Source organism: Microbulbifer elongatus (assembly GCF_020524885.1).
Classification (GTDB): Bacteria; Pseudomonadota; Gammaproteobacteria; order Pseudomonadales; family Cellvibrionaceae; genus Microbulbifer; species Microbulbifer elongatus_A.
The window spans coordinates 865,980-879,748 of record NZ_JAIVKJ010000002.1 but is presented as its reverse complement, the minus strand read 5'-3'; the positions used below and the strand labels follow the sequence as shown (position 1 = coordinate 879,748).

Here is a 13,769-nt window from a genome sequence, read left to right as displayed (position 1 = left end):
TGTGAGCCTTGGGGCGGTATTCTCGCGAAGGTACCGCCCGGCATCACCCATGAAGGTACCGCCCATTTTTCTGGCAGGCAGTTAAAGGTCGGCCAGAGGGCTCTGTGCCCAGGGCGGATTGAAACAGGCTTCCACCTGCTCCCCGGTAACCTCCCCTAGTGTTGCCGGCTGCCACTGCGGGTTGCGATCCTTATCGATCAGCAATGCGCGCACGCCCTCTTTTACCTGTCCGCTACGGCACATGTTGACTGCCAGCGCCAGCTCCATACGCAGCACATCTGCCAGTGACATATGTCGCGCACGGCGCAACTGCTCCCACACAATCCAGGCAGTCAGCGGGCAACCCGCGGTCATGGTGGCGGAGGCACGCTGCAGCCATTTGTCGTCACCACGGTAGGCGGCAATGGTCTGATACACCTCTGGCAAGGTAGCGCCGTCGGTCAGTTCCTGAATGACATCGTAGTGGGTACGCAGGTTGGGCGCAGGCTGGGACTCCGCATCCATTTCCAGGGACTGGATCTGCTTGCTGACCAGCACATGGTTTCGATCCGGGTTATCGGAAAACTCGAGTGCAGCCAGGCCGCTCAGCAGCGCGTCTTTGCACTCGCTCGGCAGCAGGCGGTCCGCCATGCCACAGTAAAGCGCATCGGTACCATTGAACTGGGCCCCGGTGAGCCCAAGAAACAGGCCGGTGCGGCCGGGCATACGGTTCAGGAACCAGCTGCCACCCACATCCGGAAACAGGCCGATGGTGATTTCAGGCATGGCCATGCGGGTGGTTTCGGTAACAATGCGGTGGCTGGCACCACTCATAATGCCGATGCCGCCGCCCATAACGATACCGCTGCCCCAGACAACGATGGGCTTGGGATAGGTGTGGATGCGGTAGTCGAGGCGGTATTCACGGGTAAAGAAGTCCTGCACAAACTGGCCGGCCCCCTGCTCGCCGTAGCTGCCACTTTCCCGATGCAGCGCCACCACATCACCACCGGCACACAAAGCCTTTTCCCCAGCCCCCTCGATCCAGATACAGGCGACCTCATCATCGGATTCCCACGCATCCAGTTGCGCGGCCATCCGGTCGATCATCTCAAGATTGAGCGCGTTAAGCGCCTTGGGGAGATTGAGCGTCAACATGCCGAGCGCGCCCTCACGCTCAACGATTACGGGTGATTCCTGGGTCATACTGGTTCCCGGTTGTCTTATTTGGGGCAAAGTTAAACATAGATGGGGGGCTGAGGCATTATCTCTGCCTTCACAAATGCCCAATACGAAGGCGCCCATACCGGGAAACCCCATGCGAGACCTTCTAAAACAGGGATGTTTTAGAAGAGCCCCATGGATGGGTTCACGGCGTGTCTCGCATGGGGTTTCCCGGTAGCGGCGCCGCCACAGAACCTGGCCAAAAAACACTAAAGAATTAGCTCCAAACCACAGGTTGAAGTTTCCTACCAACCTGATAACTTGCGCGCAAATTCTGACCGACTGGATTAGAGCTCTAATGGCTGAATACGTATACACAATGAACCGCGTGGGCAAGGTTGTTCCGCCCAAGCGTGAGATTCTGAAAGATATTTCCCTGTCCTTCTTCCCTGGCGCCAAAATCGGTGTTCTCGGCCTGAACGGTGCCGGTAAATCCACCCTGCTGCGCATCATGGCCGGGGTCGATCAGGACTATAACGGTGAAGCTCGCGCCATGCCCGGCATCAAGGTTGGCTACCTGCCCCAGGAGCCCCAGCTGGACCCGGCCAAGAATGTACGCGGCAACGTCGAAGACGGCATGCGCGAAGCGATCGACGCCCTCGCCGGCCTTGAGCAGGTTTACGCCGACTACGCTGAGCCCGATGCAGACTTCGACGCCCTGGCGAAAAAGCAGCAGCAGTTCGAAGACGTGATCCAGGCGTGGGATGCCCACAACCTTGAGCACCGCCTCGAAGTGGCCGCAGACGCCCTGCGCCTGCCGCCCTGGGACGCCGATGTAAACAACCTGTCTGGTGGTGAAAAGCGCCGCGTGGCCCTGTGCCGCCTGCTGTTGTCCCGTCCTGACATGCTGCTGCTGGACGAACCGACCAACCACCTGGATGCGGAGTCGGTCTACTGGCTGGAGCGCTTCCTGCACGACTTCGACGGTACCGTAGTGGCCATCACCCACGACCGCTACTTCCTCGACAACGTGGCCGGCTGGATTCTGGAACTGGACCGCGGCCACGGCATTCCCTGGGAAGGCAACTACACCACCTGGCTGGAACAAAAAGAGAAGCGCCTGGAGCAGGAGCAGAAAGGCGAACAGGCCCGCGCCAAGGCCATGCAGAAAGAACTGGAGTGGGCGCGTCAGAACCCGAAGGGCCGCCAGTCCAAGAACAAGGCTCGTCTGTCCCGCCTGGAAGAGATGCAGTCCCAGGAATTCCAGTCCCGCAATGAAACCAACGAGATTTACATTCCGCCGGGTGAGCGCCTCGGCGACAACGTGATCGAGCTGAACCATGTAAGCAAAGCGTTCGGCGATCGCGTGCTGATTGACGACCTGTCGTTCCGCGTGCCCAAGGGTGCCATCGTCGGCATCGTCGGCGGTAACGGCGCCGGTAAATCCACCCTGTTCCGCATGATCAATGGCAAGGAACAGCCGGATTCCGGTGAGATCAAGATCGGTGAAACCGTGAAGATCGCCAGCGTCGACCAGAGCCGCGAAAACCTGGACGACAACAAGACCGTGTGGGAATGCATTTCCGACGGCCACGACATGCTCAAGATCAACAACTACGAAGTGGGCTCGCGCAACTACATCGGCCGATTCAACTTCAAGGGAAGCGACCAGCAGAAGCGTGTCGGCGAGCTCTCCGGTGGTGAACGCGGCCGCTTGCACCTGGCCTATACCCTGAAGCAAGGCGCCAACGTACTGCTGCTGGACGAACCGTCCAACGACCTGGATATCGAAACCCTGCGCGCCCTGGAAGAAGCCCTGCTGAGCTTCCCCGGCTGTGCCATGGTGATCTCGCACGACCGCTGGTTCCTCGACCGCGTAGCGACCCATATCCTGGCCTACGAGGGCGACAGCAACGTGGTGTTCTTTGAGGGTAACTACACCGAGTATCACGAAGACTTCGTCAAGCGAAATGGCGAGAATGCCACGCCGCACCGGATGCAGTACAAGAAGATCAAGACCTGATACAGGTTTTTGAGAAACGAAAAAGCCCGCAACGCCCATTCGGAATTGCGGGCTTTTTTTATAGTTGCGGTGGGTTATATGCGTGGGTTACCAGGCCCGACGTGTCCGTTCCCACTGCCTGGCAATATTGCCCTGTTCCTCCCGTTTGAGTAGGGTATCGGGACTACGACCGTAAAGCAGACCGCGAAATGCCCCTATCTCCCGGCACGCAGCTTCCACTCAAACGCTACTACCTGCCGGGAGGCCTGGTGGTACTCACACTGATGGGGATCTGCGAGTGGATGCTCGCCATGTGGATGCCCCAGGATAGGCCACAGCTCGGCTCAATCACCAGAATGGTGCTGGCCACCGCACTGGTAGGAATCTGCAGCTACCTCCTCTATCGCAAACACCGGCAGCTAACGGACAGGCTTTCGTCCATGCTGGCCCACCAGGAAAAACTCAATACCCAGTACCAGCGGGAACTGCTGGAACGGGAAGCGTCCGAGGTGGCGCTGTCTGACCAGCTGCAGTTTCTCCAGATTCTGGTGGATTCCATACCCGCTCCCATTTTTTACAAAAATGCCAAAGGTATTTACACCGGCTGTAACCGGGCTTTTGAAGAGTTCCTGGGTAAGCGCCGAGAAGAAATTGTCGGCCACTCGGTATACGGGGTCTCACCGGGGCCACAGGCAAAGGTCTACCATGAAAAAGATATCGAGCTGATGCAGCAGCGAGGACAGCAGGTTTACGAGTCCCAGGTCGTCTACGCAGATGGCACCCTGCACGACGTCATTTTCAATAAAGCCGCCTATGAACTGGAAGATGGCCGGCTCGGTGGCCTGATTGGGGTCATTCTGGATATCACCGATCGTAAAACCTTGGAGCGCGACCTGCTGGAAGCCAAGGAAAAAGCCGAGTTTTACAGCCGCTCAAAAACCGAATTCCTGACCAATATGAGCCATGAAATCCGCACGCCACTCAACGGGATTGTGGGTTTCAGTCAGGTACTGCTAAACCGCAGTAACGATTGCGACCTGCCCCCGGATTTTCGCGATTTCTTGGAAAAAATTGCCATCAGCGGTCAAGGACTGGCAGGCTTGGTCAATGATGTACTCGATATATCGCGAATTGAAGCCGGAAAGATCGAGGTACTTGAAGAGGATTTTCATCTCCGTGGCCTTATCAAATGTATCCTCGTTTCCTGCGAATCCCAGGCGACCCAGAAGGGGCTTGAGTTACACTGTCACGTCGCCCCAAAGCTTCCGGAATACATCCGGAGTGATCGGGGCAAGCTTTCGCAGATATTGATCAACTTGATTGGTAACGCGATAAAATTTTCCCCACCCAACAGCTCCATTGAAATCAAAGTTCAGCCCGCCGCAAAAGAACACCGCCGCGAGCACCTAGCGATCGAGGTCATCGATAGCGGCATTGGTATCTCTCCAGAAAAGCAGGCGGTGATTTTTGAGCCGTTTGAGCAGGTGGATAAATCCGCGGACGGACAGGCCTTGGGAACCGGCTTGGGACTGCCAATTACCCGCAGCCTGGTAGAGTTGCTTGGCGGCGAGATTACCTTGCAAAGTGAGTACAGCGCGGGAACCTGCTTCCAAGTGCTACTGCCACTGCGCAAAGGGAGTGCGGTAGTGCAAACACCGCCAAGTTACAGCAATGCCCCCGACAGGCTGAAAAACATAACCGCACTTGTTATTGAGGATAACCTTCTCAATCAGACCCTGATGCAAGCATTTTGCGATGACCTGGGCGTACACGCTACGTTTGTCGCCAATGGTCGAGAGGGCGTGGCCAGAGCCCGGGAAATGCGCCCAAATCTTATCTTCATGGACGTTCAGCTACCCGGGCTTAGCGGCATTGAAGCAACTCAGGAAATCCGACAGATTTCGGAAATCAGTAACATCCCGATTATCGGCCTCTCTGCTGCTGCTTTCAGCGAGCAGAAAACCGCAGCCCTCAACGCGGGTATGGATGACTACCTGACGAAACCCATTGCTTTTCCCCAGTTAATTTCTGTGATTCATAAGCATCTCGAAGCAAGGCATATGGAATGCGATTAATCGCACCAAAGTAAAAGGGGCAGCCAACAGGCTGCCCCTTTCGGCTTGTCGCAACTTCCTTGCGACGCAGTTCCACCCTGTGAAAGATCGGATTACTTCAGGTCAAAGCGGTCCAGGGTCATCACCTTGGTCCAGGCATCAACAAAGTCATTTACGAACTTCTCGCCGTTGTCATTGGTCGCGTACAGCTCGGACAAAGCGCGCAGTTCGGAGTTGGAGCCGAAGATCAGGTCCACCGGAGTGGCCGTCCATTTCTTTTCTCCGGTCTTGCGATCGAAGCCTTCGTACAGTCCATCTTCCTTGAAAGACTTGGACCACTTGGTGTCCATATCCATCAGGTTCACGAAGAAGTCGTTGCTCAGGGTACCCGGCTTGTCGGTGAACACGCCGTGTCTGGAGTCGTCGTAGTTCGCTCCCAGGGTACGCATGCCACCTACCAGCACCGTCATTTCCGGCACGCTCAGATCCAGCAGGTTGGCGCTGTCGATCAGCATATCCACCGGCATCATGTGCGCGTCGCTGCTGTAGTAGTTGCGGAAGCCATCGGCCTTGCGCTCCAGATAACCGAATGACTGAACGTCAGTCATTTCCTGGGTGGCATCGTTGCGGCCAGGCTTGAACGGAACGGTAACGTCGTAACCGGCTTGCTTGGCAGCCTGCTCAATCGCAGCGGCACCGCCGAGAACGATCATGTCCGCCATGGACACTTTCTTGTTACCCCAGGTTTGGCCGTTGAATTCCTTCTGGATTTTTTCCAGTTCAGCCAGAACCTTGTCCAGTTCCTGTGGATTGTTCACAGCCCAGTCTTTCTGCGGGGCCAGACGGATGCGCGCACCGTTGGCACCGCCGCGCATATCAGTACCTCGATAGGAAGAAGCAGACGCCCATGCGGTGCGCACCAGCTCAGGTACGGTCAGACCGCTGTCCAGTACCTTGGCTTTCAGGTTTTTCACGTCGCGATCATTGATCAGCTTGAAGTCCACTTCGGGGATCGGGTCCTGCCAGCTCAGTACTTCGGCCGGTACTTCGTCACCCAGGTAACGCGCGCGCGGCCCCAGATCGCGGTGAGTCAGTTTGAACCAGGCCTTGGCAAAAGCCTGCTGGAATTCTTCCGGGTTTTTGTGGAAGCGCTCGGCGATTTCCTTGTACTTGGGATCAAAGCGCATGGAAAGGTCGGTGGTGAACATCATCGGCGCGTGGCGCTTGCCTTCAACGTGTGCGTCAGGTACGAACTTCGCCTGTTCGGCGTTCTCCGGTTCCCACTGGGTGTGGCCAGCCGGGCTCTTGGTTTTCACCCACTCGAAGCCGAACAGGTTATCCAGGAACTGGGAGCTCCACGCAATCGGGTTGGCGGACCAGGCGCCTTCCAGACCGGAAGTGATGGTATCTTCGGAGTGGCCTTTGCCACACTTGTTTTCCCAGCCAAAGCCCTGTTGCTCGATCGGAGCACCACCCGGCGCCGCGCCGACACAGTCTTGCGGTTTGTGCGCGCCATGGGCTTTACCGAAGGTGTGACCACCGGCGATCAGCGCCACGGTCTCTTCGTCGCTCATGGCCATGCGGCCGAAGGTGTCGCGAATGCGGTGACCGGCAGCGATCGGATCCGGGTTGCCATTGGGACCTTCCGGATTCACATAAATCAGGCCCATATGGTCAGCAGCCAGCGGCTTTTCTAGAACGTCGCCTTTGAAGCGTTTGTCATTGCCAACCCACTCGCGCTCGGAACCCCAGTAGACAATGTCTGCTTCCCAATCGTCTTCACGACCACCGGCGAAACCGAAGGTTTTGAAGCCCATGGACTCCAGCGATACGTTACCTGCGAGTACCATCAGGTCTGCCCAGGAGATCGCATTGCCGTACTTCTGCTTTACCGGCCACACCAGGCGGCGTGCCTTGTCCAGGCTCACGTTGTCCGGCCAGCTGTTCTGCGGTTCGAAACGCTGCTGGCCACCACCGGCACCACCGCGACCGTCGTACACACGGTAGGTACCGGCACTGTGCCAGGCCATACGGATAAAGAATGGACCATAATGACCGTAGTCAGCCGGCCACCAGTCCTGGGAAGTGGTGAGGACTTCCTTGAGATCTTTCTTGACTGCATCAAGGTCGAGTTTGCTGAAGGCTTCGGCGTAATCAAAGTCTTCGCCCATGGGATTGGATTTTTCTGCGTTCATTCGCAGAGGTTGCAGGTCGATGCGGTTGGGCCACCAGTCCTGGTTAGACATTACCTCGTTATTGGAAACGGGCTCGCTGGGCGACGCGGCATTGGCGGTGACGGATATGACGGTAGCCATCGCTACCACCAGGGAAAGGGATTTCTTGAGCATTGGGTTGCTTTCCTTATAGCCTCTTCTATCGGACAAGGAGATCCTATAGGGTCAAGCAATTACCTAGAAATTAGACGTTATTATCGGCCTTATTAACAACTACAATCTAAGCGAAGCATGTAATAGCTGCTCCGTATCAGCTTAATAGACCGCTTTAATCCATCGATCAAAAAAAGTGCTAAATGCCCGAGATATCCCCGCCCCAACGCAATGCCCCCACCAAACAAAAAGTCGCCATCTTTGTCGATGTTCAGAATGTGTATTACACCGCGCGGCAGGCATTCCAGCGAAATTTTGATTACAACGCGTTCTGGGCGAAAGTAACCGAAGGGCGGCAGGTCACAAAAGCCATCGCCTATGCCATCGACCGCGGCGATAAAAAGCAGCGCGAGTTCCAGAACATTCTCAGGGCGATTGGGTTCGAGGTGAAACTTAAGCCCTATATCCAGCGGGCCGATGGCTCAGCCAAGGGTGATTGGGACGTGGGAATTACCATTGATGCGTTGGAGCACAGTGACACGGCCGACATTGTCGTGCTCGTCTCGGGTGATGGGGACTTCGATCTGCTGGTGGAGAGGCTACGGGTGAATCGCGGCAAGACGGTCGAGGTATACGGCGTTGCGCCACAGACAGCGACATCACTCATCAGCGCAGCCAGCAAGTTCGTACCGATTGAGGATGAATTGCTGTTGCGCTGATTGCGATGGGTAAACGACTAAAACGGGTTCAATGTGTAGCCTTGCTGCTGCAGCAGTGCGTTTGCAGTCATGGCTGACAGCGCCATGTTTACGCCGGGCAGCAAGTGACTATTATCGATTCCATAATACGCTGCAGATTGCCCACATAAATACACCTGCACACCATGCTTTTGCAGCTCTGCCAGCAATGGAGTATTGGGGTTGTCGCCCGCAAACTTTTCAGAGTACTGCGCGTTGGTGAGCAGATCGAAACCCGCTTTTCCGTGCACCACCAGCGCCAGCTCAACTTGCTCTGGCGGCACCCCGGCGCGAGCCTGCATGTTCAGAAAGCGGGCCAGACTTTCAAAGCGACGGTTTGTTTTGCCCTTATCGCCCTGATCCGACACATCAAACACCACTTTGAACTGCTCTTTCCCGGACAGCGGGCTTGTCTGCTTGACCTCGGCGACCCCACCATAATTTTTGATTACCGGTCCTGTGGAAAAGTCTGCAGATGATACCACCGGAGATATCAGACTTAGAGTGAAGAGTGCGCTTGCTGCTTTCATCATGTTGCATTTACCTCTGGGGTATTCGGGATACTGCCGTCTTTCGCGCCGTTACTGCGCAGAGGCGACAAAAGATAAATCTTTGATACTGGGTTCTGTATCCGAAGGCGCCAGCTCGACCCGGTTGCGGCCTGACTGCTTTGCCCTGTATAGCGCAGCATCGGCGGCCTCAAACAACTGGATTGCGGATACGTAATTTTCGCTTTCACGGGCGGCAACACCGACGCTCACGGTCAGTGCCATGCCGTTCAGATCAAGCTCTTCCACCAAGCGGACCAGACGCTCGGCAACTGCCCTCGCCTGCTCCCGGTTTGTGCGGGGCAAAAGAATAGCGAACTCTTCACCGCCATAACGGCAAGCCAGTACGGGTTTGCGCACCTGTTTCCTAATCAACTCTCCCAGAGCACACAGCGCGGCATCACCGCGGGCATGCCCAAACCGATCGTTGATTGCCTTGAAGTGATCGAGGTCCAAAATCAGCAGCGCGAGGGGGGTACCACTGCGGGCAGCGAAGGCGAACTCCCGCGGCAACTGCTCATCAAAATGACGGCGATTGAACAGGCCTGTCAGCTGGTCCGTATAACCATGTCTCTGTATCTCCCCAACCCTTGCCCCCAGCGCCAGCGACAGTAATACCATCTCCACCAGTGCTCCTACCTGGAACGCATTGTGGGTAAAGCTGTTGTGAGGCACCAGGCCAAACGTTTTCAGCATGTAGATCACCACACTCACCAGCAGCGCAGTCCAGCCCACGAGGAAGTAGCGCGCGGGAACCGAGCCGCGCAGCAGGCTGATTATTCCCATCACCATAAACAGAATGGACAGCACCAGTGTGAAAATCGAAAGGGTCAGTACCATCGGGCCGTAACTGGCAAAAGGCGCAATCGCGGTCAAGGGCAGCAGCACATACAAGAAGCAACGGGCAACCCGATCTGTACGCGGAGCCAGGCGGGGGCCCGAGCAGATGGTGCGCACAAACTGAATGCCGAAGATCAGTGTGAAGCCGAGCAGAACCAACAGACTCTGGTTCGCCAGCCAGGGGTTTCCCGGCCACAGATATTGGAACGAAACCCCATTGTGCACCCCGAAGTAGAGACCATAGCTGATGGCGTATCCCATGTAGTAGGCATACGCCCGGTCACGCACCGCCAGAAACAGGAACAGGTTATAAATCACCAGCACCAGGAATCCGCCGTAATAGACTCCCAGTAATATCTGCTCTTTACCCAATTGCGGCAGGAATGCGGTTTCGCTGCTGACACTGAGACCAATATTCATTGAGCCCGCTGTCTGGTATCGCAGATAGTAAGTCTGGATAGAATTGGCTGGCAGGGTGATGGGAAATACAAAGTCGCGCAGATTCAGTGGGCGGGAGTCGAACTGGCGACGATCACCAGTTGCCACCCGAACCCAACCGTCACCCGCTGCCGGGCGCCAGAAATCGAGCTGATCAATAAGTGGATAATCCTGGCGTAAAACCAGCCCTATCGGCGATGCGGTGGGGTTTTGTAGCGTGATAGCCACCCAGTATGCGGCGGGACTAAAGCCAAAGTTGGCACCATCACTGTCATTGCTCTGCCAACGCTTTTGGGAGTCAGCCCCGAGGACGTCCTGGAAACCAAGGCTACCGGGCTCATCCACCAGGATCTTGAGGTAGGGCGCGAGGCTCTGGGGGGGCAGCCCTTCTTCCACCACAAATGGTTTCGCCCAGGTACTCACTGAAGAACAGATCAGTACCAGCCCCCAAATCCACTTCGCGAATTGCATCGCTGCCACGTCTCCACGCTTTTTCTTCTAATAATTGACGAACGATGTTACCACAACAAAATGTGCGCCATTTAGCAGCACCAAAATCACAGAGTGTGGCTCTGATACCAAGGCTTTTTTCGAGTATGACCTGTTTACGGTTCATGCCGTCACTGGCTCCGACGGTTTCTGCACTGCGTCGCACTGGTTTAGCAGCTGAGTGGTGCTGAAGCGGAAACCGATCACACCCTTAAATGGGGTTTTGAACACCAACAGGCTGCCCGCCAGCCTCTCGCGATCCAAAGTCCATTCGTGGAGGGACTCACGGGCCGATGTAACAAACATCAGATCCATATTGGCTCCGCCAAAGGTCACACAGGTAGGTTGGCTCACCGGCACCGGAATCGCGCCGGCCAATTTCCCCTCGGGCGAATAGCGCTGAATACGAGCACCTCGCCATTGGGCAGACCACAGGTAACCCTCGGAATCCACCGTAGCGCCATCCGGATAAATGCCAAGTGCAGTGCGCGCAAACAGCTCGCGCTCGCCCAGATCGCCACGGCGTGGATCAAACTTGTAGCGGTAGATACTGCGCCGTGGGGAATCGGCAAAATAGAAGTGGCTGGAACTGACGTCCCAGCAACAGCCATTGGAAATATGAATATTTTGCGCGTGCTGACTGACTACGCCGTTGGAATCGAGACAATACAGAATGCCGGCCGCCTCTTCGCGCCCGTCTTCCGCCATGGTGCCTGCCCAGAAGCGGCCCTGACGATCGATCTTGCCGTCATTGAAACGGATGCCGCCGCCCTTTTGCAGTACCGACTTCTTCCATAGAACTTTTTCTTGCCGGTAGTCATACAGGGCAAAGCCCGTTTCAAAAGCAGCAACAATACAGTTGTCCAAATCGGTGAATGCGAAGGCACACAAACGCTCAGGCGTGTCAAAAACTTCCAGCTCGCGTTCAGGCCATGTGAGCCGGTAGAGTTTTTTCTCATGAATATCGGTCCACCAGACACTACTCTCCCTGGAGTTCCACAACACGCCCTCGCCCAGCGTGTTATTCACCTGTATTGCATCTATGCGCTCGACATCCAGCATCACCGCCCTCGTGGATTATTATGGTTTTCGGAACTAGAGGAGTCACTCCCGTCACTATATTCGTGCAGCAACCGATGAAAAAGGAAGGTACCCGCAAGTATTGCCTGACAGGTTAACATTGATCGCCTACCGGGCAACGGTTTTGCTCGCTCCCGGCGGAGTGAGTGCTGGACAGAGGGGCAATCTGAGCAAAAAACACTCACACCATTCAGAATCGCCACTCCGGTAGGCTTTCTTATTCTGCCCTCTGTCATTACGCTTGTGCGTGTTCCACGATATTCACGGGCAACCCATTCTAAAAAGGAGTAGACGTTGGAAATCTCCGCGCTCTATCACTTCCCGGTCAAATCCCTTCAGGGGCACAAATGCAAGTCGCTGCCCATGGACCAGTTCGGCGCGGTCAACGATCGCCGCTGGATGCTGGTGGATCATGACAACCAGTTCGTTACCCAACGAAAATTGCGCGCCATGGCACAGCTGAAAGCCACCGCCATTGGCGACGGTGTGCGGCTGGAAAATGCCGAAGGTGAGCGGCTGGAAATTCGCCAGCCCGGCAGTGAGGCAGAGTTAAAATCCGTACGAGTCTGGAGTGACGACGTTAGCGCGCGCGATGCCGGCGACGACGCCGCCCACTGGCTGAGCGAGCAGTTACAATCCCCGGTGCGCCTCGTCGCCATGGGCGATGAATTCCGCCGCCCGCTGGAAGCGCCGCGCGCCGACCGCGAGGTAAGCTTTGCGGATGCAGCTCCACTACTGGTAATCAGCCAGCCTTCCCTCGATGACCTTAACAGCCGCCTGCCAGAGCCGGTATCCATGCTGCGCTTTCGCCCCAACCTTGTGGTCAGCGGCTGCGAGCCCTTTGCCGAAGACCACTGGAAAACGCTCACAATCCACACCCACGACGGGCCACTGGTGTTCGATTGCACCCACCCCTGCGCCCGCTGCGCCATTCCCGGTCTGCATCCGTTTACCGGTCGCGCGCAAAAAGAGCCGTTACGTACCCTCGCCAGCTATCGGCGCTGGGAAGATGGTCAAATCTACTTCGGAATGAATCTGGCGCCCGCCACCGCAGGCCAGGCTGGAGACCAGAATCCGGTCACCATACACTTGGGGGATCGAGTGGAAGTCAGCTGAAGGGGGAGAGAGCACCATGAGTATCACCCGCGACTGCGCGCAACTGCTGGAAGCCGGCAGCCGCTACCATGTGCACTACGGCGACCGTCTTGCCAACCACCTTCCCATGGTGCTCATCGCACTCGATAAAATGACGGCCACCCCGGAACAACTGCGCCACGCCTTCGACCGCAGCACCCCGCACCTGCAGCCACGCCCCGGTAGCCCTGTGAAAGAAGTCTCGGAGGTTGCCGACTGCCGCAACCGCGATGACCGCTTTGCCAGCGCCCTGCACTACTACGAACAGCAACTCAAATGCCTCGGCATCGCCAAATGCCTCCAGCAGGAACTGCCGCCACTTCTTCCTTCCATCGCTACCGCAGCCTTCCACGGCCTGATCCGCACCGCCTACGGCATCGATGCCCGCCACCTTGAAGAAATCGCCATGGGGCTGGCCTACTGGAACCTCGACTACCACGAATTGGCCAGTAGCAAAGAGCAGGTTCCCCAAACTGCCGCAGAGTGCATTACCCAGGTCGCCGAACAGTTCCCGGACGTTCCCCTTGCTCCGGGCAATATTGCCGACCACATGCAGTCCGTCACCGGTCAACCGGGGTGGATGGAAACCCCGATTCAACCAAAATTACTCGGCCTGGAAGATATCGCCGAGGTCGCCATCACCGCCTATCTGGGAACCAAAGACTTTACCCTGCTCCACGGCGTTACCGGCTGCCACGCACTGCGACTAATACTCCCTTACTGCACCGATCAGGAGATGGCTCTGCGCTATTTCTGGCAGGGACTGGTAGTTGCGTACTTGAGTACCGGGCCGAAAGCGATTCAGCCGGTTGCGTCAGATGAGATACAAGATATTCGGCCGCAACAGGCGGAAATCAGGGAGACAGCGCTGCGCAGTGATGACGATCATGTCATTAAACTCGCGTACAGCGCACTGGAAGAATTTCATTACTATGGCGATGCTCGATACCTGAAAATTTTTCACTAATACGCTCCAA

Annotated in this window: 10 protein-coding genes; 5 read left to right on the top strand and 5 right to left on the bottom strand. The window is 56.4% G+C overall.

Going from position 1 to position 13,769, the window contains the following annotated elements:
* Positions 1-81: 81 nt before the first annotated feature.
* A complete protein-coding gene (locus LC059_RS11175) occupies positions 82-1,185 on the bottom strand; it encodes an enoyl-CoA hydratase/isomerase family protein (RefSeq protein WP_226703932.1) in 1,104 nt (367 codons plus the stop codon).
* Positions 1,186-1,501: 316 nt separating this feature from the next.
* Here LC059_RS11175 and ettA point away from each other — a divergent pair, with 316 nt between their 5' ends.
* Both ettA and LC059_RS11165 read left to right on the top strand, forming a co-directional pair.
* A complete protein-coding gene (gene ettA, locus LC059_RS11170) occupies positions 1,502-3,166 on the top strand; it encodes an energy-dependent translational throttle protein EttA (RefSeq protein WP_226703931.1) in 1,665 nt (554 codons plus the stop codon).
* 188 nt (positions 3,167-3,354) lie between these two features.
* Positions 3,355-5,220 (top strand): ATP-binding protein, encoded by a 1,866-nt coding sequence (locus tag LC059_RS11165; protein WP_226703930.1) that lies wholly within the window; start codon positions 3,355-3,357, stop codon positions 5,218-5,220.
* Between the two features lie 92 nt (positions 5,221-5,312).
* On the opposite strand, the gene katG is transcribed toward LC059_RS11165, so the two are convergent.
* Entirely contained in the window at positions 5,313-7,547 is a 2,235-nt protein-coding gene (gene katG / locus LC059_RS11160) for a catalase/peroxidase HPI (protein WP_226703929.1), read from the bottom strand.
* A 182-nt stretch (positions 7,548-7,729) separates the two neighbouring features.
* Here katG and LC059_RS11155 point away from each other — a divergent pair, with 182 nt between their 5' ends.
* Positions 7,730-8,245, top strand: a complete 516-nt coding sequence (locus LC059_RS11155; protein WP_226703928.1) for an NYN domain-containing protein — start codon at positions 7,730-7,732, stop codon at positions 8,243-8,245.
* Positions 8,246-8,262: 17 nt separating this feature from the next.
* Here LC059_RS11155 and LC059_RS11150 read toward each other — a convergent pair whose 3' ends face one another.
* From LC059_RS11150 to LC059_RS11140, 3 genes are all read right to left on the bottom strand, one after another.
* Positions 8,263-8,796, bottom strand: a complete 534-nt coding sequence (locus tag LC059_RS11150) for a DsrE family protein (RefSeq protein WP_226703927.1) — start codon at positions 8,794-8,796, stop codon at positions 8,263-8,265.
* Between the two features lie 48 nt (positions 8,797-8,844).
* Positions 8,845-10,560 (bottom strand): diguanylate cyclase, encoded by a 1,716-nt coding sequence (locus LC059_RS11145; RefSeq protein ID WP_226703926.1) that lies wholly within the window; start codon positions 10,558-10,560, stop codon positions 8,845-8,847.
* Between the two features lie 141 nt (positions 10,561-10,701).
* Positions 10,702-11,640: an SMP-30/gluconolactonase/LRE family protein gene (locus tag LC059_RS11140; RefSeq protein ID WP_226703925.1), complete on the bottom strand. Its 939-nt coding sequence runs from the start codon at positions 11,638-11,640 to the stop codon at positions 10,702-10,704.
* A 312-nt stretch (positions 11,641-11,952) separates the two neighbouring features.
* Here LC059_RS11140 and LC059_RS11135 point away from each other — a divergent pair, with 312 nt between their 5' ends.
* Positions 11,953-12,774, top strand: a complete 822-nt coding sequence (locus LC059_RS11135) for an MOSC domain-containing protein (RefSeq protein ID WP_226703924.1) — start codon at positions 11,953-11,955, stop codon at positions 12,772-12,774.
* A gap of 16 nt (positions 12,775-12,790) precedes the next feature.
* Positions 12,791-13,759, top strand: coding sequence for a questin oxidase family protein (locus tag LC059_RS11130; protein WP_226703923.1), 969 nt, complete (start codon positions 12,791-12,793; stop codon positions 13,757-13,759).
* Positions 13,760-13,769 lie beyond the last annotated feature (10 nt).